20 protein-coding genes are annotated in these 23,393 nt (G+C 43.0%); 10 read left to right on the forward strand and 10 right to left on the reverse strand.

Annotated elements, in window-relative coordinates:
* Nucleotides 1-10: 10 nt before the first annotated feature.
* The 5 genes from FTU62_RS12525 to secF all read left to right on the forward strand — a co-directional run bounded on the left by FTU62_RS12525 (nt 11) and on the right by secF (nt 5,480).
* Nucleotides 11-907: a DUF4303 domain-containing protein gene (locus FTU62_RS12525; RefSeq protein ID WP_180102842.1), complete on the forward strand. Its 897-nt coding sequence runs from the start codon at nt 11-13 to the stop codon at nt 905-907.
* 80 nt (nt 908-987) lie between these two features.
* Nucleotides 988-2,118 (forward strand): tRNA guanosine(34) transglycosylase Tgt, encoded by a 1,131-nt coding sequence (gene tgt, locus FTU62_RS12530; RefSeq protein WP_078194179.1) that lies wholly within the window; start codon nt 988-990, stop codon nt 2,116-2,118.
* A gap of 106 nt (nt 2,119-2,224) precedes the next feature.
* Complete coding sequence (yajC, locus tag FTU62_RS12535; RefSeq protein WP_078191271.1) at nt 2,225-2,554, forward strand: preprotein translocase subunit YajC; 330 nt, start codon at nt 2,225-2,227, stop codon at nt 2,552-2,554.
* Between the two features lie 54 nt (nt 2,555-2,608).
* A complete protein-coding gene (gene secD, locus FTU62_RS12540; protein ID WP_078194180.1) occupies nt 2,609-4,507 on the forward strand; it encodes a protein translocase subunit SecD in 1,899 nt (632 codons plus the stop codon).
* A 10-nt stretch (nt 4,508-4,517) separates the two neighbouring features.
* The gene (secF, locus tag FTU62_RS12545; RefSeq protein ID WP_180102843.1) at nt 4,518-5,480 is read left to right on the forward strand and encodes a protein translocase subunit SecF; all 963 of its coding nucleotides are present in this window, start codon (nt 4,518-4,520) and stop codon (nt 5,478-5,480) included.
* A gap of 62 nt (nt 5,481-5,542) precedes the next feature.
* Here the strand turns inward: secF and FTU62_RS12550 are convergent, their stop codons facing one another.
* The 5 genes from FTU62_RS12550 to cysM form a co-directional block, all read right to left on the reverse strand.
* Entirely contained in the window at nt 5,543-6,193 is a 651-nt protein-coding gene (locus FTU62_RS12550; RefSeq protein WP_180102844.1) for a hypothetical protein, read from the reverse strand.
* Nucleotides 6,194-6,273: 80 nt separating this feature from the next.
* Nucleotides 6,274-8,580 (reverse strand): bifunctional (p)ppGpp synthetase/guanosine-3',5'-bis(diphosphate) 3'-pyrophosphohydrolase, encoded by a 2,307-nt coding sequence (locus FTU62_RS12555; protein ID WP_078194183.1) that lies wholly within the window; start codon nt 8,578-8,580, stop codon nt 6,274-6,276.
* Nucleotides 8,581-8,604: 24 nt separating this feature from the next.
* Nucleotides 8,605-10,002, reverse strand: a complete 1,398-nt coding sequence (gene rlmD / locus FTU62_RS12560; protein WP_180102845.1) for a 23S rRNA (uracil(1939)-C(5))-methyltransferase RlmD — start codon at nt 10,000-10,002, stop codon at nt 8,605-8,607.
* A gap of 6 nt (nt 10,003-10,008) precedes the next feature.
* On the reverse strand, nt 10,009-10,827 hold the full coding sequence (locus FTU62_RS12565; RefSeq protein WP_180102846.1) for a 3'-5' exonuclease: 819 nt from the start codon (nt 10,825-10,827) through the stop codon (nt 10,009-10,011).
* A 32-nt stretch (nt 10,828-10,859) separates the two neighbouring features.
* On the reverse strand, nt 10,860-11,780 hold the full coding sequence (gene cysM / locus FTU62_RS12570; RefSeq protein ID WP_180102847.1) for a cysteine synthase CysM: 921 nt from the start codon (nt 11,778-11,780) through the stop codon (nt 10,860-10,862).
* 153 nt (nt 11,781-11,933) lie between these two features.
* Here cysM and FTU62_RS12575 point away from each other — a divergent pair, with 153 nt between their 5' ends.
* From FTU62_RS12575 to rsfS, 5 genes are all read left to right on the forward strand, one after another.
* Nucleotides 11,934-14,741, forward strand: coding sequence for an ATP-binding protein (locus FTU62_RS12575; protein ID WP_180102848.1), 2,808 nt, complete (start codon nt 11,934-11,936; stop codon nt 14,739-14,741).
* A 111-nt stretch (nt 14,742-14,852) separates the two neighbouring features.
* Complete coding sequence (locus FTU62_RS12580) at nt 14,853-15,641, forward strand: crotonase/enoyl-CoA hydratase family protein (RefSeq protein ID WP_180085557.1); 789 nt, start codon at nt 14,853-14,855, stop codon at nt 15,639-15,641.
* 32 nt (nt 15,642-15,673) lie between these two features.
* Nucleotides 15,674-16,543: an NAD(P)-dependent oxidoreductase gene (locus tag FTU62_RS12585; RefSeq protein ID WP_180102849.1), complete on the forward strand. Its 870-nt coding sequence runs from the start codon at nt 15,674-15,676 to the stop codon at nt 16,541-16,543.
* Between the two features lie 42 nt (nt 16,544-16,585).
* Nucleotides 16,586-17,383, forward strand: a complete 798-nt coding sequence (locus tag FTU62_RS12590; protein WP_180102850.1) for a hydroxypyruvate isomerase family protein — start codon at nt 16,586-16,588, stop codon at nt 17,381-17,383.
* A 73-nt stretch (nt 17,384-17,456) separates the two neighbouring features.
* Nucleotides 17,457-17,849, forward strand: a complete 393-nt coding sequence (gene rsfS / locus FTU62_RS12595) for a ribosome silencing factor (RefSeq protein WP_086178424.1) — start codon at nt 17,457-17,459, stop codon at nt 17,847-17,849.
* 92 nt (nt 17,850-17,941) lie between these two features.
* Here rsfS and FTU62_RS12600 read toward each other — a convergent pair whose 3' ends face one another.
* From FTU62_RS12600 to FTU62_RS12620, 5 genes are all read right to left on the reverse strand, one after another.
* Nucleotides 17,942-18,559, reverse strand: a complete 618-nt coding sequence (locus FTU62_RS12600; RefSeq protein WP_180102851.1) for a hypothetical protein — start codon at nt 18,557-18,559, stop codon at nt 17,942-17,944.
* A gap of 13 nt (nt 18,560-18,572) precedes the next feature.
* Nucleotides 18,573-19,904, reverse strand: coding sequence for an ammonium transporter (locus tag FTU62_RS12605; RefSeq protein ID WP_180102852.1), 1,332 nt, complete (start codon nt 19,902-19,904; stop codon nt 18,573-18,575).
* Nucleotides 19,905-20,251: 347 nt separating this feature from the next.
* Nucleotides 20,252-21,706, reverse strand: coding sequence for an NAD(P)(+) transhydrogenase (Re/Si-specific) subunit beta (locus FTU62_RS12610; protein WP_180102853.1), 1,455 nt, complete (start codon nt 21,704-21,706; stop codon nt 20,252-20,254).
* Between the two features lie 3 nt (nt 21,707-21,709).
* Nucleotides 21,710-22,030 (reverse strand): proton-translocating transhydrogenase family protein, encoded by a 321-nt coding sequence (locus FTU62_RS12615; RefSeq protein ID WP_078191287.1) that lies wholly within the window; start codon nt 22,028-22,030, stop codon nt 21,710-21,712.
* Nucleotides 22,031-22,041: 11 nt separating this feature from the next.
* A complete protein-coding gene (locus FTU62_RS12620; RefSeq protein WP_180102854.1) occupies nt 22,042-23,169 on the reverse strand; it encodes a Re/Si-specific NAD(P)(+) transhydrogenase subunit alpha in 1,128 nt (375 codons plus the stop codon).
* Nucleotides 23,170-23,393 lie beyond the last annotated feature (224 nt).

The raw sequence follows: 23,393 nt of genomic DNA on the forward strand, positions 1-23,393 counted from the left end.
AAAATAAAATATGCAAAATCAAATTAATGCACTGAAAAATGTGCTGATTCAGGCGTTTTTCAAACTCTATGAGCAGCACCAAGACGACCATATTTACGCATGTACGTTGGTGTTCAATCCCTATTTGTCCATGGACTATATCGCAGTCTCTACGCAGCGTAGTATTTTTGCCGAAGATGAAGATTCTGCTCAATATCTTGCAACGCATGATCGATGGAATGTATCTAAATGGCGCTATCGTAGCCTACCGTCTTTAAGTCAAGACTTGGCGCAGTTTAAACTGACATCTGTAAATGAAGTGGGCCATTTAAACTTTGATTCATCTTCTATAGAAAGTACGATAAAGTCTGAGTCAACTAACCATCTTTCAATCTTGCTCAATGCCCTACAACAAACAAAAATCGACTTGGTTCAGTCCTACGGCATAGAACTGGACAATATTCTGTTTTTTATCACGGTCCCGACACAGCCCGAAATAGGAATTTATTCAGCTCAGGTTTTAAATCCTCCAAGTACACAACTTGACGATTTTCTCAAATCCAAACAACCCCTCAAGCTCGACAGTTTACCCAAGCGTATGAAGCTGTCTCAGTATGATAAAGACCTGCTGATTGATTTAGCACAAATCGTTGAAATACAACCTTATAACTATTTACATGTAGCTAATGAAGTCTATCTTTTAAGCTTAGAAAAAAGCTATGCAACCACGAATCCTTATATTCAAAAGCTTATTGACAGTATCGTGGCCATGACATCGGACCCGAAAGGCACATTTGCGATGGAAAAAGAAGAAATTTTGCAGCGAATTAACCAGTTCTATTTTAATGCCAAGAGTTCAGATGAAGCCTTGTCACAAGACGCAATCTATAAATTTACAGACTTAACACCCGACAAAGCTAGCGTTTAACCGCAGAATCAAGGAAAATAGAGCACTTTTAGCACTCTTACCATCAGCGAACTGTTTTTTCGCCTTGATCTGGACCTTGTATGAAGTTTGAAAAATTGGCGCAATCGGGCCGTGCTCGTCGCGGCCGTTTAACCCTTGAACATGGTGTTGTTGAAACACCTATGTTCATGCCTGTCGGTACTTACGGTACTGTAAAAGGCATGCTCCCACGTGACATTAAAGAAATTAAATCCCAAGTTATTTTGGGCAATACCTTCCATTTATATCTTCGCCCAGGCCTAGATGTCATTCGTGAACATGGTGGTTTACACCAATTCATGAAATGGAATAACCCGATTTTGACAGATTCAGGCGGTTTCCAAGTCTTCAGCCTTGGCGCTATGCGCAAAATTAAAGAAGAGGGCGTGACTTTCCGCTCTCCGATTGATGGCTCTAAAGTCTTTTTATCTCCTGAAATTTCGATGGATATTCAGCACACGCTGAATTCAGACATCGTGATGATTTTTGATGAATGTACGCCTTATCCTGCGACACATGAAGAAGCGCAAAAATCACTACAGCTTTCATTACGTTGGGCGAAACGTTGTAAGACTCAACATCATGACGTGCTGAAAAACCGTAATGCACTATTTGGTATTATCCAAGGCGGCATGTATGAAGATTTACGTGATGAATCTTTAAATGGTCTGAAAGAAATTGATTTTGATGGTTATGCCATTGGCGGCTTGTCTGTTGGCGAACCTAAAGAAGAAATGATCAAAGTATTGGATTATCTTCCAGAGAAAATGCCTGCAGATAAACCACGTTACTTGATGGGTGTCGGTAAACCAGAAGATATCGTAGAAGCGGTTCGTCGCGGTGTCGATATGTTTGACTGTGTGATGCCAACTCGAAATGCACGTAATGGTCATTATTTTGTGACCGACGGTTTAGTGCGTATTCGCAATGCCAAATATCGTCATGATCAAAGTCCGCTTGACCCACATTGCGACTGTTATACCTGTACAAATTTCACCAAATCTTATCTCTTCCATCTTGAGAAATGCGGCGAAATGCTCGGTTCGATGCTCGGTACTATTCATAACTTACGTTATTACCTGCGTCTGACTGAAGCGATGCGTGATGCTCTCGATCATGGCACTTTTGATGAGTTTGTTGAAGACTTTTATCGTCGTCGCGGCATGGAAGTGCCACCTTGTCCTCAAGATTAATTCTTTCAGCATTTGCGCTGAAGAAAAAGACAAGGTAAATTGCTGAACAAGTCCAATTTATTTATCAAAGTATTGATAACCAGTTTTTTTAGTTTAGGAAAATGAAATGAGCCTTTTTATTTCTACTGCTCACGCGGCAGGTGAAGCTGCACAGCAACCAAGCATGATGGCAAACCTGTTGATGATTGCGGTATTTGTCGCAATCTTCTACTTCTTGATCTGGCGCCCTCAATCAAAACGTGCAAAAGAACATCGTGCACTAATTGAAAGCCTAGGTGTTGGTAGTGAAGTTGTTTTTGCGGGCGGTTTAATGGGTAAAATCACAAAAATCGAAGGTGATTTTGCAGTTGTTGAACTGAACCGTGGCGTAGAAGTAAAAGTACAACGCGCAAGTGTGATTTCAGTTCTGCCTGAAGGCACTCTAAATAACCTTTAATCAAAAAATAAGTCGTGCACCCGCACGGCTTTTTTCATTTTAAGAAGAAAACGAATGCGTTACCCAGCATGGAAATATCTACTGATTCTAGTGGTACTAGTCATCAGTACATTATATGCCCTGCCAAGTTTGTATCCTGATGAACCTGCTGTTCAAATTTCAGGTGCCAAAGCCGGTACCCAGATTGACCAAAGCATCGTACAAAAAGCAGAGCAGATTTTAAAATCTGAAAATATTGCCAGCCATGACAATAGCTTCACCAATAATGCCGCTTTATTACGTGTTGATTCGAGCGAACAACAATTAAAAGCGAAAGAAGCACTGCGTCGTGGGCTCGGTGAAAATTATGTCGTCGCATTAAACCTTGCGCCTACTACGCCAGAATGGCTACAAAAAATTGGTGCTAAACCAATGAAGCTGGGTCTGGATTTACGTGGTGGTGTACATTTCCTACTTGAAGTGGATATGGACAAAGCCATTTCACAACGTATGGAAACGTCCGCGGCTGACTTACGTCGCCAACTTCGTGACAATAAATTAAAATTCAATAGCTTATCTTTGAACAACAACACCATTACGATGCAATTTGCAAATAATGATGACCGTTCTGCAGCTATGGATTTCCTTCGTCGTAACGGCAATGAATATACTCAACAAGCGGTTGCAACAACTGAAGGTTCAACACTACGTTTAAGCTACACAGATACACGTAAACAAGAAATTCAGTCTTATGCTGTTAACCAAAACTTAACGACTTTACGTAACCGTATTAACGAGTTAGGTGTAGCGGAAGCATTGGTGCAAACCCAAGGTAGCAACCGTATTGTGGTTGAATTACCGGGTGTACAAGATACTGCTGAAGCAAAACGTGTACTTGGTCGTACTGCAAACCTTGAGTTCCGCTTAGTTTCTGACTTAAACGATCAATATATCGATCCATACACAGGTCAAGCAAAAGGCTCATTACCGCCGGGTACCGAAGCTTTTGCTTATGAATCTTTGGACAGCGGTCGTCAATTATTGCTTAACCGTAACCGTATCTTAACGGGTGAACGTGTACAAAACGCGTCTTCAGGCTTTAGCCAAGATACAGGTGGTGCTGAAGTAAATATTACTTTGGATACTGCGGGCGGTAAGTTGATGTCTGAAGCCACTCGTAATGCTGTAGGCAAACGAATGGCTGTTCTGTTCATCGAGAACAAACAAAAAATTAGTTATGTTGCAGATCCTACAACAGGCACACAAACTGAAGTTCGTACACCTTATACCGAATCTGTGGTCATCAATGCGGCAACGATTCAAGCCGTCTTGGGTTCTCAGTTCCGTATTACTGGTCTGGATTCACCTCAAGAAGCGTCTGAACTTGCATTGATGCTACGTGCAGGTGCATTGGCAGCGCCAATGTACTTCGTGGAAGAACGTGTGATTGGTCCGAGTCTCGGTCAAGAAAACATCGACAAAGGCGTATTATCAACTCAAATCGGTTTCTTATTGGTTGCGATTTGGATGGTGGTCTTCTTCCGTGTGTTCGGTTTGATTGCCAACTTTGCTCTCGTGGTTAACCTTGCCATGATTTTAACCATCATGTCTTGGATTGGCGCGTCCCTCACCCTTCCGGGTATTGCAGGTATCGTGATTACCATTGGTATGGCGGTCGATGCCAACGTACTGATCTGTGAGCGGATACGAGAGGAAATTAAATGGGGTGCCTCGCCAAAACAGGCGATTGTTGCGGGTTATGATCGTGCGTATAACACCATCTTTGACTCCAACTTAACCACATTCTTAGTGGCTTTCATTCTGTTCGCAATTGGTACTGGCCCAATTAAAGGCTTCGCGGTTACCCTAATGATTGGTATTGTCTGCTCAATGTTCACAGCAATTACTGTGACACGTGCAATCGTACAAATCATTTATGGTAAAAAACGTAACCTGAAGAAGTTGAGCATTTAGGAGATCGAAGATGACTGAAAATACTCAACCGAAACAATACGGCCGTCCTGACAACGAGCGCATTATTCCGTTTATGAAGATTGCCAAACCGGCAGCCTTGATATCGATTGTCTTAACGCTCGCAAGTATCTTTTTTATTTGCACCAAAGGTCTAAACCTCGGTTTGGACTTTACTGGCGGTGTAGCAGCAGAGTTGAACTATAGTCAACCAGTAAAATCTACCGATGTGAGCTCAGCGCTGACAAAAGCTGGTTTTAAAGATCCTGTAGTACAAACTTTAGGATCTGACCGCGACCTGATGGTTCGTATGCCAGTTCAAAAAGACATTGAAGCTGAAGACTTAACCAAAGCCATTACGACTGCCGCTCAATTGCCGGGCAATAAAGCAGAAGTGCATAAAGTCGATGTGGTGGGTGGTCAAGTCGGTAATGAACTTTACGTGCGTTCTGCGGGTGCTGTAGGTCTTGCCCTACTGCTCATGCTGGTTTATGTCACTATTCGCTTTGAGTTCAAACTTGCGATGGGTGCTGTACTGTCTTTATTCCACGATATCGTGGTGACCATTGGTATCTTTGCTATGATGCAGTGGCCGTTTGACTTAACAGTTTTGGCTGCGCTACTCGCGATTATTGGTTTCTCGCTCAACGATAACATCGTTGTATCTGACCGTATTCGTGAAAACTTCCGTAAGATTCGCGGTGCTGAACCTCTTGAAGTTGTGAACAGTGCTTTGACTGAAACACTTCGCCGTACCATTCACACCTCTATGACACTGTTACTGGTTGTTGTGGCGATGATGGTACTGGGCGGTGATGGTCTGAAATGGTTCTCTGTTGCAATGTTTGTTGGTGTATTTGTGGGTACATATTCATCAATTTACATTGGTACAGCCTTCGCGTTATGGCGTGGCCTGAACCGTCAAGACTTCATTGTACAAGTGAAGCCTGAATTTGAAGAAGAAGAGATTCCTTAAGCTTTTCAACTTATAGTTCAGATCAAAGCCCATCTTCGGATGGGTTTTTTTATGCGACTACCTTAAATAAATGAGCTAGGCAAAATCGCAATAATAGGATGTAACTTTTTAATATCGGATTGCAGGAATTCTACCTGTCGTTTTTGGTCTAGACTTGCAAATTGCCATGTATCATCTGTTTGCTGTATCACGTTTAAAATTAAATTTAAGCCATTTCGCAAATATACACAGGCTAGATCCGATCTCTCTACCCCTCGCCGTTCATCACAGACCACAAGCCAACCCTCTTGTAATATAGGTGCATAATACGACGCTGTGATGCGAATGAAATACAGGTCTTGAGTGTTTTTAAATAATGCTGAATATTGAGATGCATTATTTGAAATCGGTTTTAACGAAAATGCCTGTGTCTCAATCACCTGCATTTCAAAAAGGACCAAGCTTGCTTGTTTCTTAGTGCGCTTGTCTTGCTCTATAAACTGAACTTCATCATCCAAACTTCCCTTTATGAGTCCCAATTGTGACTCTAACTCACGTGCAAATTTCTCTCCAATCTGCCGATGACTATTTAATAATTGGGAAATTAAAGGAACTGATAAGCCAAAATGTTCACACACGGCTTTACCATTTTTAAAAGGGCCTGTTGCCACCCAATGGTCAATCGCTCGTGTTAAATTCTGTCGACGCTTTTCAAAAAGCTCTGAAGGCAGCATAAGCATTCAATTTTATAATTTCTCTCCCCCAATATAATAAAAAAACCCGCGCGCAGCGGGTTTTTTATACAACTTTATTTTTAGCTACCTTGTACCAATCGACGTGCGCTAATAATGCCTGGTTGTTGCTCTAAACGTGCCAACAGTTTCGACAACTGCGCCAAGCCTTTCACTTCAATCAACAGCTTCATATTGGCAATACCATCACTCTCGGAAATGGTATTCACCTGACGAATATTGATTTGGTCTGAGAAAATCACTTGAGTCAGATCTTTAAGCAAACCACGACGGTCATAAGCTTCCACCACGATTTGCACACTTTGACCACGAGTTGGCTGCATTTCCCAATCCGCTTCAACCGCACGTTCAGGCTCTTGCCCAATCATACGGATATAATCCGGACATGCGACCTTATGGATACTTACGCCACGATTCAGGGTGATATAACCAGCAATCGATTCACCATGCACAGGCTGACAACACTGAGCAATGTGTAGTTCTACATTGTCCAAACCATCAATCAAAATACCATGCGCCGAAAGCGTATGACTTGCACGTGGGTTCAAAGTTGGTTTTAACACCAGTTCAGGCTCATCCTGATCGAGGTGCATATGACGGTTAACCTGATTGATTAAAGCATGCAAGCTAATGTCACCACTCACCAAGCCAATCAATATATCTTCACCCAATTTCACATTAAAATGATTGCAGTAATCATTCAAATCGATACTTTTCGGGTGAATCGCCAAACGTGACAATTCTTTATTAAGAATCTCACGTCCCACTTCCAAGTTTTTACTACGGTCTTGCTGACGGAACCAATGACGCAACTTATCACGTGCACGAGCCGTCTTGATATAACCCAGCGAGTTTACCAACCAATCTCGGTTAGGCTCACGATCTTTCTTGGTTAAAATCTCGACCTGTTCCCCAGTTTTTAGGGTATAGGTTAAAGGTACATAACGTTGGTTCACCCGTGCTGCATAGCACTTGTTGCCCACTTCAGTATGCACATGATAGGCAAAGTCAAGCACGGTCGAACCGCGTGGTAATTCTTTGATATCACCATCACGACTGAACACATAGATTTTCTCAAAATCTTCAAACTCTTGGATTTGTTCGAAGTTTTCAGAAGCCTCATCTTCTTTATGGGCGCTAGCATCATTTCGTTCTTGATAATGTTCAAGCACTGCACGTAAAGAATGTAAGCGATGATTAAATGAATAGTCTGTGGTTTTAGAACCTTCTTTATAGTTAAAGTGCGAACACACCCCGAGCTCAGCTTCTTCGTGCATATTATGCGTACGAATTTGCACTTCTAAAGATTTGTTCTCTGCAATCACGGCCGTGTGCAGTGAGCGATAACCATTGGCTTTCGGGTTAGTAATATAATCATCGAACTGATGCGGAATATGACGCCAAATCTGATGAACGATCCCCAGTGTGTGATAACACTCAGGTACATTATCCACCAAAACGCGAACCGCTCGAATGTCATAAAGCTGATCAAAGCTCAGGTTCTTACTCTTCATTTTTCGATAAATCGAATAAATGTGTTTCACCCGACCATTAATCTCGGCCTCAATGCCATGATCTAATAGTTCTTTACGCAACTTTTCTGTCACGAACTGAATATATTGCTCACGCTCTAAACGTTTTTCATTCAGTAAAGAGGCAATTTCTTTATAGCGTTCAGGTGCTAGATAACGGAAAGCAAGATCTTCAAGCTCCCACTTGAGCTGTGCAATCCCTAAACGGTGCGCGAGCGGCGAGTAAATAGTTAAAATTTCTCGTGCGACACGCTCTTGACGCTCTTTGGTTGAGTGCGCCAACTCACGTAATGCATAGGTACGTTCAGAAAGTTTGATTAATACAACACGAACATCTTCGGTCACCGAAATCAGCATTTTATAAATGCCGGTCAAATGTTCACGCTGATTATTATTAAAATGATCTTCTAGACGTTTATTTTGCTCAATCAGGTCAGACAACTTACCCATGGCAAGCGTGCCTTTCACCAAAGCATGCACTTGATCGCCAAATTTGCTTTGGACTTCTTCTAAACTGGTTACGCCTTCACGAACACTTCGATACAGCATAGCTGCTGATAACGTATCTTCATCCGCATACAGATGGGCAAGAATATCCGCCATTTCAATACCCGTATAGAAGGTATTTGAGCGATGGTTGACCGTTGTTTCAAGTTCATTCTGTAAGGTCAGATGTGCAACTTCTTCGAGTTGCTTTAGAGGAGCCCCGTCAAACATGCCACTCACACGCTCTAGCCATTCAGCTAAATCATGCTGTGCTTGCTCGGCATGTTCTACAGTCGTTTCCTGTGACAACTCATTGAGACGTCCAGGTAATTGTTCACGTACTGTGACCATACCCTACTCCTAGTTTTCTACGCTTCATAACTTTTGATCGTTTATCTGATTTTCTTTTTCGAACAAAGCAATCGATTCGACATGCCCTGTATGGGTAAACATGTCCATGACACCTGCTTTTTTCAAACGGTAGCCTTGTTGTACCAGCATTCCAGCATCGCGTGCTAGTGTTGCAGGATTACATGACACATAAACGATTCTTTTTGCACCAAATTTGGGCACATAACGCATTATTTCTTCTGCACCAGAACGTGGTGGGTCTATCAATAATGCATCAAATCCTTGTTTTGCCCAAGAATGATGCGAAAAATCTTTTGTTAAATCTTGTGAATAAAATTTCAGTTGCGAAAGGCCATTGTTTTGTGCATTTTCTGCACCACGCTGAACCATTTCTTCACTCCCTTCAACTGCAACGACTTGACCCGTTGAACCCACACATTGAGCAAGTGGTAAAGAAAAGTTTCCTAAGCCACAAAACAGATCTAGAACTCGCTCACCTTGTTGTAACTGAAGCAATTCACATGCCAGTTTCACCATTTGCGGATTAATCGTGGAATTCACTTGCGTGAAGTCTTGAGGATTAAAGCCAAATTCCACAGCAAAGTCACTTAGACCATAGTGCAGACGCATCGGTGCATCGGGATGATCCACGCGATGTAAGCTGTCTGGCCCTTCAGGTTGTAAGTACAGTTGCCACTCTTTATGTAACGCAAATTTTACTAATTGGTTGACATCTTCCGCGCAAAGTTCCGCCGTATGACGAATCAGGAGGGCAATTTCTTGATCTCCCATGGCCAGTTCCATATGCCCAATATCTGCTTTACCTTGCAGACCTTGTAACAGTTGTTTGAGTGTGGTGATGGAGCCAAACTCACGATCCAACACCATACAACGGTCAATCGAAGTCAGTTTATTTGACTGGCTCTCACGAAAGCCAACCACGAGCTTATCTTTTGCAGGTAGGTAACGCACGCCAATACGTGCTTTGCGACGGTAATCTTCACGCAATGAACGTAAAGGAGCTAACCATTGATCAGGCTGAATGCCGGCAAAATGTTGCAAATGTGATTGTAAAACGTCTTGTTTTAAACGAATTTGCTCATCTGGATGGATATGCTGCATGCTACAACCACCACAGACCCCATAATGTGGGCAGGCCGGTTTTACCCGTAAAGCAGACTCTTCACTCAGTAATTCAAGACTGTCTGCTTCTTCAAGACGCTTAACGACATTGGTAATACGCGCACGCACTGTTTCACCCGGCAAGGCATAACGGATAAAGACTTTCTTACCGTGTTTTTCTGCAGGATGATCTGGATGCGTGCCAAAGTGCGCTATGCCTCGCCCCTCATGTGAAAGCGATTCAACCTGAAATGTATAAATGGGTTGTTGGGCTTTTTGGGGTTTGGCTTTGTGTTTCATGCGTACCTAATGTGTGGAAGATGGGAAATCAGATTGGGTGAATTCGGTACGTTGCGAGGTTTGCTGCCATACCGATAAAAAATCAGCGTGTTGCGGCTGAGTTTGTAAATATTGAATCGTGCTTTGAATCAGGTGCTGATGATCATTTAACAATAACTGTCCTTTCAGCAACAGCCAGCGTAAATAAATCAACCATGTATTGAGCACATCACCTTCACAGTAGCTGGTCAGTTCCATCCACTGTTGTTCACGCACATATTCAGGCACATGGTAGCCACAATCACCACGTTTACCGGGGAAACCAAGTAAATGTGCTGCATCGTCGAGCTTTTGAAAATGACGACCATGGAACATGGCCATGACATCCATCAAATCTACATGACGATGATGATAACGATTCTGGTAGTTATTATAGCGCTTTTGCGTATCAATCTCGCCCTGATCGAACAAACTTGGTGCAGATAGTCCGTGATACATGGCACGGAACAAAATCACAGGCAAATCAAACTGTGAACCGTTCCAACTGACCAAGGTCGGATGACGCTTTTCAAAAATAGAAACGAATTTTTTTAAAATTTCAGCTTCGCTATTGTCTTCACGGCTAAATGAAAACAACTTCATGCCCTTTTCATCAATCCATAGTCCAGAGATACAGACAATTTCATGCAAGGCCAAACGCTGAAAATCCGTGCCCGCCTCTTGGCGACGCAGTTTAGTCAGCGCAGCATCTAGATCCACCTCAGGCAGATCCAGTCCATACAAATGCGCACCTGACTTCAAATCTGTCAGTGTTTCGATATCAAAAATTAAAACAGGTAAACGCATAAGTACTCACCAGTGCCGATCGGCCACTGTAATTATTCAGGATCAACAACAGAGAATAGACCAGTAGACAAGTAGCGGTCACCACGGTCACATACGATGCAAACAATCACGGCATCCGGATTTTCTTCAGCCAATTTAACTGAAGCCCATACCGCACCACCCGATGAGGTACCTGCACTGATACCTTCTGTACGTGCTAAACGACGAGCCGTTTTTTCCGCTTCAATTTGCGGAATATCCATAATGCGATCAACACGTGAAGGGTCAAAAATCGTAGGAAGATATTCTTGTGGCCAACGGCGAATACCAGCAATGTTTGAGCCTTCAGACGGTTGTAAACCAACAATTTGAATATCCGAATTTTGTTCTTTTAAATATTTCGAAATCCCCATAATGGTCCCGGTGGTTCCCATTGAGCTGACGAAATGTGTAATTTTACCGCCTGTTTGTTTCCAAATTTCAGGCCCAGTAGTAAGGTAATGTGCTTCCACATTGTCTGGGTTACCAAACTGGTTTAGGACTAAACCTTTGCCGTCTTTTTCCATTTGAAGGGCAAGATCACGTGCTTCTTCCATGTTTTCAGATTCGATCAGTTCAGCACCGTAGGCACGCATGGCATCTTTACGCTCTTGGCTAGAACTTGCAGGCATGATCAAGGTCATTTTATAGCCACGCATTGCTGCAACCATAGCTAAAGCAATCCCTGTGTTTCCGCTCGTCGCTTCAATCAACGTATCACCCGGTTTAATCTGACCACGCTTTTCCGCTTGCATAATCATGTTATATGCAGGGCGATCTTTCACCGAACCCGCTGGGTTATTGCCTTCTAACTTGGCTAATACTGTTGCTTGAGTATGACTTGCCAGACGCTGTAAACGCACTAACGGCGTGTTGCCGACGTAATGGTCTAATAAAAAATCGTCTGCTTGAAAATCAGGGGTTGTATTACTCATTATTCACACCTATATCGAGGTGCGCCTATTGTATGAAAAAATGCCTTTGCCTGCACCCATTTGCCTCGCTTTTTCGCGAAAGTGATTAAAGCACAATCAGTTTTAAATAATCCATGCTAATATTCGGGGCATAAGGAATAAACTGCTTAAACCATGTCAAATATCAACAAAAAGCTTTTTAAACGCCTACACTTAAATCATGCCTATGGTCAGTTGATTGCACTTATTTTTGTGCCGATCACCATTTTGGCTTGTGTCGGTGCGATGTTGGTAATAACAGAAACCTCCAATGCAGCCAAAGCACAACAAAAACAAATGGCTGTCGCGATTCTGACACGCTATCAACCCACGTCAGAATCTGCGATTGATTTGCTGAATCATTACCCTTGGCAGTTTGATCAAGCTCGTAATGCCATGCAAAGCATGTTGAACGAAAAACATTTGATTCGTGCTGCAATTTTAGATCTTAAAGGCAACAACCGCCTGAGCATTGGCTTTCAAGATCAAGATATTTGGCCTGCTTTTGACAGTAAAGCATCTTTTATCGGACCGATTGCACATCAGGGCAACCATATTTATGCCCTGAAAATTTCAGACTCAACTCAGACGCCGGCATGGTTAAGCATTGAACTGGACAATCAACCGCTGCAAATTGCCCGCTATCGCGTGTTAATCGTGTTGATTGCAACGGGTTTATTGACGCTCTTATTACTTTTGCTGTGTTTGAATTTTTATTCACGTCGTTGGATCGCACCAATGTACGAAATTCGCATGCAGTTACAACGTTTAAATGCCGACACTCTAGATCAGCACATGATCATTAACAGTACTGGAGAACTCCGGTTATTACAGCGTGATATAGCCAATGTGGTTAAACGCTTACATTTCAGTTTCTTAGAGCTACGTGAACATACCGAACAAACGGAAGATGACTTAAGACGCACGCTTGATACTTTAGAAGTGCAAAATATTACCTACCGTCAAGCACGTGACCAAGCAATTCAAGCCAACCAATCAAAATCGGTGTTTTTGGCCAATATTTCCCATGAACTGCGCACACCGCTGAACAGTATTGATGGCTTTATTCATCTTTTACTGCGCCAAGGCAACCTCAGTAATGAACAAAATTTATATCTACAAACGATTCGTAAATCTTCTGCGCATTTATTGGCTTTAATTAATGACGTGCTTGATTTCTCCAAAATCGATGCAGGCAAACTAGAACTCGAAACTGCGCAATTCGACTTAGAAGAAGCCGTCTTTGATGTGATGGATATGTTGTCGCCATTGGCAGCACAAAAACACATCGATATGACCTTCTACTATGCGGACAATGTGCCGAAATTTGTGGTTGGTGATGTCCTACGCTTCAAGCAAATTTTGACCAACTTAATCTCAAATGCAATTAAATTCACTCCTGATGGTGAAATTATTGTCCGTGTCCGTATGGAGCACGATGACATCGGTCAATGTCTGCTGCACTTTAGTGTCCAAGACAGTGGTATCGGCCTAAGTGGTACTGACCGTAAGAAACTGTTTGAATCCTTCTCGCAAGGTGATGCATCTGTTACCCGTCAATTTGGCGGTACAGGTTTAGGTCTTGCCATCTCCAAACAATTGGTCAGCCTAATGCATGGACAAATTGGTTTTGAAGATAACCAAGAACGTGCCCCAACAGAAAAAGGTTCAACCTTCTGGTTTACTGCGCGCTTTATGGTCGATGAAGAAATTGAAATTGTGCATCCACAATTTAGCAATCTACAAGTCGTTTCCTACTTAGCACATCCAGCAACCGCCAATGTCCTGCGTCATTACTTAGAAAATTATGATGTTGAACATATTGAAACGCAGTCAATACTAGATTTATTTAGTCGACTCAATCAGCTAAAAACCAATGAAAATACTTGGTTGATCGTCGATCATAGTGGTGACTCCGAAGCTTTACTCAAAGAAATTCGTCATCGGTATAGCGGTAACTTAGCAGTTTATGGCTACCAAATGATGCTCGATCCAAGCATGTTGAACGAGTACCGTGCTCGCCCATTGCATCAACCACTTAGCCGTACAGCATTGGTTCATTTATTGAGTAATGAGCCTTGGTTTGATCAGGAGCAACATGAAGAATTTAATGGTCAAGGTCTGCACATTTTAGCTGTCGACGACCATTTGCCAAACCTGATTGTGCTTGAAGCCCTGCTCTCTGAGTTAAATGTGAAAACCACCAAGGCTTTGAGTGGACAAGAAGCCATTGAAATCATTCAAGCTCGCCAAGAGCAAGGTTTGGCAGCTTTTGACCTCATCTTTATGGATATTCAAATGCCAGTGATGTCAGGTGTCGATACCACGCGTGCTATTCGTTCACTTGAGTCAACCTTTGAAAATCATAAGCGCCTTCCTATCATCGCTTTGACGGCACATGCGCTTTCTGATGAAAAACAAAAGCTTCTGCAAAGTGGTATGGATGACTATGTCACAAAGCCAATTCAAATGGATCAAATTATTCAAATCTTGACCCAGTGGACTACCGACAACTTTAAGAAAGTGCCGGTTTTAGAGCGCAGTTCGGTGATTGAAGCCCTAGAGCCAAGTATTTTAGATTGGCAGCAAAGCTTGCAGTTGGCCGCGAATAAAGAAGATCTTGCAGTCGATTTACTGAAAATGCTCGTCGATAGCTTTGAGCAAGAAATCCATGAAATGGCTCAACTCATCGAAGATGAAGATTTTCCACAATTAGAGCATGTATTACATCGGCTTTATGGCGCAACCCGCTATGTGGGCGCTCCAACCCTCCAAGAGGTTTCAGGTCAATTTGAGCAATTTGTTTCGACCTTACGTAAGGAACGCCGTAAAGCGGATGACGCTTTTGTCCAAGAAACCCTGAACCGTTTTGATGAGTTAAAAAATGTCATGACGCAAGTTGAACACGCAGCTCAACAAATCTTAGCCAAACAAAATAATTAAGCGTAGTCCGACTAAAGTCAGTGCCGTCCAGCTTCTGTTGTGACTGCACTGTCATGTATCCTGTCAGGGTGCATGCTATGCTCGGGCGCAGAAACAACAAGAGTAATTACCATGGCTTTATTACGTGTAGAAAAAAATAATGGCATTGCAACGGTTTACTTAAACCGTCCAGAAAAACGTAATGCAATGAGCTTTGCATTGCTCAAAGAATTGGTCAGCACCGCTGAAAAATTAAAAAAAGATCGTAGCTTACGCTGTGTCATTTTAACGGGTGAAGCCAATGTATTTAGTGCTGGCATTGATTTGGCTGACCTGAATGATCCGAAAAATCGTGCCTATGCTGCGTGGGAACTGTTAAAGCCCGGTCAAAGTTTATTTCAAAAAGCCTTTCTGATTTGGCAGCAACTTCCTGTGCCCGTAATTGCAGCACTTGAAGGCTTTTGCTTTGGTGCAGGCATGCAACTTGCCTTGGCTGCCGATATCCGTATTGCCCACCCGAAAACGCAAATGTCGATTATGGAAAGTCGTTGGGGCTTAGTTCCTGATATGGGCTTAACTCGCTCACTCAAAGGTGTGATAGGACTGGATTTAGCCAAAGAATTAACCTTAACAGCACGTATTTTTGACGCAGAATATGCCAAGGATATTGGCTTAGTGACGCATTTAAATGAACAGCCTTTGCTTCAAGCGCAGCAGTTAGCCGAAGAATTATCACAACGTTCACCAGATGCCTTGGCAGCGGCAAAACAAGTGCTAGATGCCATGGAACATAGTCCAAAACGATCTTTACGCTTAGAAAAAATCTGGCAATTAAAATTACTGCTCGGCAAAAACAGCCAATTGGCACGTAAAAAAGACAAGAACCCAGAGGTTCAGTTTTTACCACGCCAATATAAGTAAAATAGTCACACAGGATAGATTGAGTACAGCACATGGCGTTTGATCGTAATACAAAAATTGCATTTCTAGGTATGGGGCTGATGGGTAGCCGTATGGCCACGCGTCTCATTCAGGCAGGATTTGAAGTTGCGGTGTGGAACAGAACTGCTGCTGCGTGTGATGAGTTGGTTGCGATTGGCGCGACGGCGCTTCAATTGGACAAGATTGCCCATTATCCTGTGGTTTTATCTTGTCTCGCAGATGATGCTGCTGTTGCCGCGGTGTATGCAAGCATCGAAAATCATTTAGCGGCAGGACAAATTATTGTCGATTTTTCGAGTCTTTCTGTGAATCAAACTCATCAATTGGCTCATGCTGCAAAGTTGAAACAAGTCACTTGGATTGACTCTCCTGTTTCTGGGGGCACAGCTGGTGCTGAACAAGGCACCTTGGTCATCTTTGCCGGTGGTGATGCTCAAACGATTCAAGATTTGAGTCTGATTTACAATGTTTTATCTCAACGTGTTACTCGCATGGGCGACTCAGGTACAGGTCAAGCCACCAAAACTTGTAATCAGCTGATCGTCGCTGCCAATAGCACATTAATCGCAGAAGCTGTAGCACTGGCCGAGAAATCAGGTGTAGACACCACGTTATTAGCACCAGCACTTGCCGGTGGTTTTGCAGATTCAAAGCCTTTTCAGATTTTAACTCCACGTATGGCAACACATCAGTTCGAGCCCGTGCAATGGAAAGTTCAAACTTTATCTAAAGACCTGAATAATGCAGTCCAACTGGCTGCCCAGTTTGAATTAAGCATCCCTGTTGCCAGCCTTGCTTTATCGCAACTCAAAGCCCATCAGGACAATGGTTTTGCAGAAAAAGATTTAGCCACCATCATTCAACATGTCGAACAAAACTAACAACTCCCACTTTAGAAGTAAATTGCTTCAAGGACGATATACATGACTCAGCTCGCGGTTAATTTATCCATGATTTTTACCGAAGTGCCGTTGTTAGAGCGTTTTGCTTTGGCTCGTGAACACGGTTTTAAGCATGTAGAAATTCAGTTTCCGTATGAGCTGAGTATTGAGCAAATCCAAACCCAACTCACCATCAATGATTTAAGCCTGTGTTTAATCAATGTCCCTGCGGGTGATTTGATGCAAGGCGGTGATGGTCTTGCGGGAGTTCCGGGGCGTGAAAATCAATTTCATCAGGCTTTAGAACAATGCATTCGCTATGCCACTGCGTTAAATGTACCGAGTGTCAATATTTTAGCCGGCAAACAGCCACAAGATGCTGACTTGCTCCCATGTTTAAATACCTTGTCGAGCAACCTCAAACTGGCGTGCCACATGTTGTCTGAACATCATATTCAACCGGTATTTGAAATGATTAATAGCACTGATATGCCGCGCTTTTTGGTGCAAAATATTGCCCAAGCTCAGGAAATGCTTGAAGCTGTACAACACTCTACTTTGAAGATGCAATATGACTGCTACCACATGGCGATGATGGGTGAAGACATCCTCAGTACTTTGGCAGAAAATATTCAGGATATCGGTCACATACAGTTTGCTGACTGTCCGGGGCGACATGAACCTGACTCAGCGCAGATTCCATTTGCAGAGATTTTTAAATGGTTAGATCAAAGCCAATATACAGGTTACATCGCGGCTGAATACCGACCACGAAGCAACTCATCACATTCTTTTGCGTGGAAAGACAAATACTTCCCTCATTTAGCCAATGGTCAATGACGTGTTGATTTGAAATTCATCAACAAAACCGCTATATTAGAACATGTAAAATTGTCAGGAAATCATACCCTCTATGAATTTAGAACCATCGCCCAGCGCTTCTAATTCTCACGATCTCGCAAATATCAAAGATGTACAAGCTTGTTTAGCTGTTGTACGTGAAGCACTTGAAGATGTAAAAGCCAAAGATATTGTTGAACTTGATATCAAAGCAATCAGCAATGTCGCAGATGCGATTGTTATTGCGAGCGGTACTTCAACTCGTCACATTAAGTCTCTTGCAGACAACGTGGCAGAAGAAGCACGTAAAGCTGGATTCCGCCCGATTGGCGTTGAAGGCGAACGTGATGCAGAATGGATCCTGATTGATCTCGGTTTTGTAGTGGTACATGTGATGTTACCTACAGCACGTAAATTCTATGATTTAGAAAGCTTATGGCGTACAGCTCCAGAAACTGTAGCTTAAGCTTCCAGAAAAAAGCGACCTAATTAGGTCGCTTTTTTTATCCCTTGATTTCATACACGGACAATCAGCTTCATGGTGTTTTACCCCCTACACTAAAGCAGTTGATGTAAATCTACCTCAGGATAATTGGCTTTAATTTTCAGCTTGGTTTGTGCATAAACTTGGTCTGCACGCATCGGGCCATAAAAGTCACAATACACTTCATAAATGCTCGTCAAAACTTTGGCATAACTGGTCAAGGGCAAAAACTCGACAAAACTCGCCGTATTAATTTGTGCATTTGCTGCAATTGCCAGCCCAATTTCTTCTAATTGCTCAATCACATCTTGGATGAAATCAGCTTGATCTTTAGACTTCACCGTCAGCATGACTGACTCGATAAAGCCTAAAAAAGCTTCGCTAATGGTCTCTGCCAAGAGCTCGTCTTCTTGCTCCTGCTCCTGCGGTTTTTCAACCCTTAACAGTTCCTGCTTTTCTAAGGTAGATAACTCATACAAGACTTGCTTCAGCATATCTTTACGATAAAAGCGAAGCTCCTCTGTGGTACAGATATCATTTAAGAAGCGATTCAAGACAAATGACGGTTTCATGCTGTACTGCTGCTCCCAGTGCCGTAGCGCACTGTCGAGTAACGTCCCATGAATAAATTGTTGTAAGCCTTTTTCTAAAGCTTCGCGGCGTTGTGCCAAATTCAACAGTTCGGTGCTCATTGCTTTACTCCTGTTAATGACGCTTGGTCATATCATCCGTTTCAAAAGTCACATCTTTTTGAAACTCGGGATAAGACAATTCAGCATGTTCGGTATAGTCCAAACCCCGTTGTTCATGTTGCTTACTTACCCGTAAGCCACCCAACAATTTGTTCAAGACCTTAAATACAATGAACGCAACGCCAAAACCCCATAAAAAGGCTGCAATCACCCCAAGCCCTTGTATCGCGATGACATCGCCATTAAACATATTATTTTCAAGGAAGATCCCTGCCGCCAATGTTCCCCATGCGCCACAGAAACCATGTACCGTCACCGCATCCACCACATCATCCAGTTTCATTTTTTCCATGAGCATTGGCAGGAAAGTCACCATAATACCTGCACATAAACCGGTGATGACCGCATACAGTGGAGACATCGTTGCACAGCCTGCCGTAATGGCAACTAGACCACCCAGTGAGGCATTGATCGTGCTGCGGATCAAAATGGCTTTAGATCGGATGAGACAGAGCAACATATATGCAACCGCTGCAGCACACGCTGCAAGGTGCGTATTTAAAGCAATACGTCCTACGCTGACATTGGCATTAATGGTCGATCCTGCATTAAAACCAAACCATGCTAACCATAAAATAAAACCACCTAATGCCACTAATGGTAAGTTATGCCCCGGTAAATAATGGCTTTGCCCATTGCGTCCAAATCGTCCCAAACGTGGACCCAATACGATAATGCCCGCTAAAGCCACCCAGCCACCCATCGAATGCACCACGGTCGAACCTGCAAAATCGATAAACCCGAGTGCTTTTAACCAACCGTCTCCGCCAAATAAACTGCCCCATGCCCAACTACCAAAGAGAGGATAAATCAAACCGGATACAACGGCCGCACTCACCACATAAGCGACAAAATGAATCCGCTCTGCCATTGCACCACTGGCAATAGTGGTTGCCGTTGCAGCAAACATCATTTGGAAAAATAGGAGGTTCCAGTGCCAATCATCCAGTTGATCGGGTGCAAAATGACTTAAGCCAAACCAGCCCGTGGTATTAACCCCAAACATCAGACCAAAACCCACCAACCAAAACACCAGACCACCCAAGCAGGCATCCATGTAGTTTTTCATGAGTACGTTCATAGTGTTTTTACTGCGAACTGAACCACTTTCGATCATGGCAAATCCGGCTTGCATAAAGAACACCAAGATACCGCCCAGTACCACCCAAATACTGTCGAGTGAAATACGAATTTCTTGAATATTACTGGCGATTTGCGGGTCAACTGCCCATGCAGTCGATGTCAGGACACTCAGAAACAGTGCCATCAAGTATGTTTTTTTCATGATTATTCCCCCAAGAATAACCATGCTGTGCAAAAAGAATACCAAATTTCAGACAATTAATTATTTTTCAATGCATTGCGTCACAAAATAAGTTCGCGACAATATTTTGAATCACTGAGATTGAATTTAATGAAACAAAACAGCGCATCAATCTGCACCTTTGTTTCAAAACACGCATCAATTTGATTCAAGCACCTGATGCGCTAAATATTTGTGCACTTTTAGTGTGAAGCATCAATTAATCAAAAGCGAAGAAAATAAAAGCAAAGAAAACAAAAAACCACCCGAAGGTGGTTTTAAATCTTCCTCAATCCCGCTTTATCACAGCGGGACTTTGGCAATATGAATTAATGACCGCCACCATTAATGGCTTTTGTCATATCTTCCACAACTTTCTTCGCATCACCGAAGATCATCATCGTTTTATCGTTATAGAACAAGTCATTATCTAGACCTGCGTAGCCTGTAGCCATAGAACGTTTGATCACCATAATGGTACGTGCTTTATGCGCTTCAAGGATTGGCATACCGTAAATTGGAGAACTTGGATCGTCTTTTGCCGCTGGGTTCACAACGTCATTCGCACCAATCACCAGTACTACATCTGTTGCTGGGAAGTCTGAGTTGATCTCGTCCATTTCAAGAATGTCTTCATATGCAACATCAGCTTCAGCTAAAAGTACGTTCATGTGGCCCGGCATACGACCTGCCACAGGGTGAATCGCAAAACGAACTTTTACACCTTGCTCTTTTAGGATTTCACACAATTCTTTCACGGCATTTTGTGCACGACCTTGCGCCATACCATAACCCGGTACGATCACCACGCTGTCCGCATTTGACATTAAGAAACCAGCATCGTCTGCAGAACCTGAACGGTGATTACGCTGTGCTTTTTCACCATTATCCGCCGACGCTACTGCTGTACCACCCATTGCACCACCAAACAAAACGTTGATGATTGAACGGTTCATGGCTTTACACATGATGTAAGACAGAATTGCACCCGATGAACCAACCAGTGAACCTGCAACAATCAGCATGTTGTTTTCAAGCGTGAAACCAATCCCTGCTGCAGCCCAGCCTGAGAATGAGTTCAGTAACGATACCACCACTGGCATATCACCACCGCCTACTGGCGCAATCCATACCCAACCAAATGCAAGTGCAAGAACAGTCATTGCCCAGAATGCGTTCATGTTGCCTGTGGTAAAGAAGTAGATACCACACGCCAACATCGCTAGGAAAATTAAAGCTTGAACAGGTTTTACCCATCCACCTGAAATGGTTTTTGCCCATTTCTTCGCAGCCAATTTACCGTAAGCAAATACCGACGCTGTGAATGTAATCGCACCAACGAAACAGCCTACAAACAATTCAAATAAATGAACTTTGCTCATGTGGGCATGTTCTACACCCGCTGCTGTTAATACCGCTTCATTTTCCGCGAATGCCGCAGTCAATTGGTTGTTATGTAGAATCGCAGCGATCGCAATCAGTACCGCAGCCAACCCGACCAATGAGTGCATCAGTGCCACAGTTTCAGGCATTTGCGTCATCGGAACTGTTTTTGCACGTGCAATACCAACGACCGCACCCAACACCATTGCACCCACAATCATCCAAATCACTGGATGATCTGCGACAAAGAATGTAGTAATTACAGCAATTGCCATTGCGATCATGCCATAACGGTTACCTTGAATCGCAGTTTTTGGACCAGACAAACCACGCAACGTTAAGATAAAAAGAACGGCACCAATCAGGTAGAACCAATCCGCATATTCTTTAATGAATTCCATGGATTAACCCTCTTTTTTCTTTTGCTTAGGTTTGAACATTTCAAGCATACGTGCAGTCACTGCAAAGCCACCAAAAATGTTGATACTTGCAAGGAAAACGGCAATCGCACCTAAAATACTCACTACGTTAATGCTTTGGAACTGTACGCTTGCATCCACAATACCTGGGATACCAACGGTTTGAATCATCGCACCAACGATAATGATCGATGACAAAGCATTGGTTACAGCCATTAATGGTGTGTGTAGCGCAGGTGTTACCCCCCAAACCACGTAGTAACCAACAAAGATTGCCAAGACAAAAATAGTAATCGTTTCAACCATGATGATTCTCCTTAACCACGTTTCAGCAGCACTTGGCCGCCATGAGTGACAAGTAGTGCTTTTTGAATTTCTTCTTCAGGGTTAATTGCGAAGTTCTTTTCGCTATCAAACAGGGTTTCAATGAAATTCAAAACGTTACGTGCATACAGTGCCGACGCTTCAGTCGAAACTGTTGAAGGAATATTTGGAATACCGAGAATTTTCACGCCATTTGCAGTCACAATATTTTCGCCGCAAACAGAACCTTCAACGTTACCGCCAGTTTCAACCGCCATATCTAAAATGATTGAGCCTGGTTTCATTTTGGCAACGGTTTCTGCTTTGATTAAACGTGGTGCATCACGACCCGGCAATAATGCTGTCGTAATCACAATGTCAGCATTCGATACGGCTTTATCAACAATAATCGCTTGATCACGAATGTAGTCTTCACCCGGCATCCAGCCATAACCATTTTTCGCAGCATCGGCTGCTTTTTGTTGCTCTTCTGGTGACATTGGTACGTCTAACCATTTACCACCCAAAGATTCAACTTGGTCACGTGCTGTAGGACGTAAGTCAGTTGCTTCAACTACGGCACCTAAACGTTTCGCTGTTGCAATGGCTTGTAATCCTGCAACACCTACGCCCATGATCACAACACGTGCAGGTTTTACTGTACCTGCTGCTGTCATCAGCATTGGGAACATACGTTGATATTCAGCCGCAGCCAAAAGCACAGATTTATAACCTGAAAGGTTGGCTTGAGATGAAAGTACGTCCATGTTTTGCGCACGAGAAAGGGTTCGTGGCAAAAGTTCCAATGCAAATGCAGACACGTTTTGTGACGCAAATTGGTCAAGTTCGGTGTTGCGGTAAGGGTCAAACATCCCCACAACGGTGGTACCCGCTGTGAGTTTTTGAATTTCGTCACCTTTAGGCGCACGAACTTTCAAAATCATTTGACTACCGGTATAGGCATCATCCGTAATTTTGGCACCAACTTGTTCATAGGCACTATCGATGTAAGCAGCGTTTACCCCTGCTCCACGTTCAATAACGACGCTATGACCAGCGCTGATCAACTTCTTTACTGTTTCAGGCGTCGCAGCGACGCGATTTTCACCGACAACAGTTTCGGCTGGAATTCCGATCTGCATGAGCGTTCCTCAAGCTAATTTTTCTTAAGTAAACATCGCAATCCGCGATGTCTCCCCTCAGGATGTGTTTTTGTACAATTTTTGGATTCTAATTGAACTTTTTTAAAATACTACCCAATATTTATTTAATAAATACCCATATTTTGAACTCATGATTCATGAAAAGAATAGTGCGATATTTCATTTATTCAGTTTTATTTGTCGATTTATTACTCATTTTTATC

Origin of the sequence: Acinetobacter sp. YH12126 (genome assembly GCF_013418745.1) — a bacterium.
GTDB lineage: Bacteria > Pseudomonadota > Gammaproteobacteria > Pseudomonadales > Moraxellaceae > Acinetobacter > Acinetobacter amyesii.

What these genes read in the sequence shown, in the direction of transcription:
- FTU62_RS12525 (WP_180102842.1), top strand. Translation starts at nt 11, where the DNA reads ATGCAAAATCAAATTAATGCACTGAAAAATGTGCTGATTCAGGCGTTT.
- tgt (WP_078194179.1), top strand. Translation starts at nt 988, where the DNA reads ATGAAGTTTGAAAAATTGGCGCAATCGGGCCGTGCTCGTCGCGGCCGT.
- yajC (WP_078191271.1), top strand. Translation starts at nt 2,225, where the DNA reads ATGAGCCTTTTTATTTCTACTGCTCACGCGGCAGGTGAAGCTGCACAG.
- secD (WP_078194180.1), top strand. Translation starts at nt 2,609, where the DNA reads ATGCGTTACCCAGCATGGAAATATCTACTGATTCTAGTGGTACTAGTC.
- secF (WP_180102843.1), top strand. Translation starts at nt 4,518, where the DNA reads ATGACTGAAAATACTCAACCGAAACAATACGGCCGTCCTGACAACGAG.
- FTU62_RS12550 (WP_180102844.1), bottom strand. Translation starts at nt 6,193, where the DNA reads ATGCTGCCTTCAGAGCTTTTTGAAAAGCGTCGACAGAATTTAACACGA.
- FTU62_RS12555 (WP_078194183.1), bottom strand. Translation starts at nt 8,580, where the DNA reads ATGGTCACAGTACGTGAACAATTACCTGGACGTCTCAATGAGTTGTCA.
- rlmD (WP_180102845.1), bottom strand. Translation starts at nt 10,002, where the DNA reads ATGAAACACAAAGCCAAACCCCAAAAAGCCCAACAACCCATTTATACA.
- FTU62_RS12565 (WP_180102846.1), bottom strand. Translation starts at nt 10,827, where the DNA reads ATGCGTTTACCTGTTTTAATTTTTGATATCGAAACACTGACAGATTTG.
- cysM (WP_180102847.1), bottom strand. Translation starts at nt 11,780, where the DNA reads ATGAGTAATACAACCCCTGATTTTCAAGCAGACGATTTTTTATTAGAC.
- FTU62_RS12575 (WP_180102848.1), top strand. Translation starts at nt 11,934, where the DNA reads ATGTCAAATATCAACAAAAAGCTTTTTAAACGCCTACACTTAAATCAT.
- FTU62_RS12580 (WP_180085557.1), top strand. Translation starts at nt 14,853, where the DNA reads ATGGCTTTATTACGTGTAGAAAAAAATAATGGCATTGCAACGGTTTAC.
- FTU62_RS12585 (WP_180102849.1), top strand. Translation starts at nt 15,674, where the DNA reads ATGGCGTTTGATCGTAATACAAAAATTGCATTTCTAGGTATGGGGCTG.
- FTU62_RS12590 (WP_180102850.1), top strand. Translation starts at nt 16,586, where the DNA reads ATGACTCAGCTCGCGGTTAATTTATCCATGATTTTTACCGAAGTGCCG.
- rsfS (WP_086178424.1), top strand. Translation starts at nt 17,457, where the DNA reads ATGAATTTAGAACCATCGCCCAGCGCTTCTAATTCTCACGATCTCGCA.
- FTU62_RS12600 (WP_180102851.1), bottom strand. Translation starts at nt 18,559, where the DNA reads ATGAGCACCGAACTGTTGAATTTGGCACAACGCCGCGAAGCTTTAGAA.
- FTU62_RS12605 (WP_180102852.1), bottom strand. Translation starts at nt 19,904, where the DNA reads ATGAAAAAAACATACTTGATGGCACTGTTTCTGAGTGTCCTGACATCG.
- FTU62_RS12610 (WP_180102853.1), bottom strand. Translation starts at nt 21,706, where the DNA reads ATGGAATTCATTAAAGAATATGCGGATTGGTTCTACCTGATTGGTGCC.
- FTU62_RS12615 (WP_078191287.1), bottom strand. Translation starts at nt 22,030, where the DNA reads ATGGTTGAAACGATTACTATTTTTGTCTTGGCAATCTTTGTTGGTTAC.
- FTU62_RS12620 (WP_180102854.1), bottom strand. Translation starts at nt 23,169, where the DNA reads ATGCAGATCGGAATTCCAGCCGAAACTGTTGTCGGTGAAAATCGCGTC.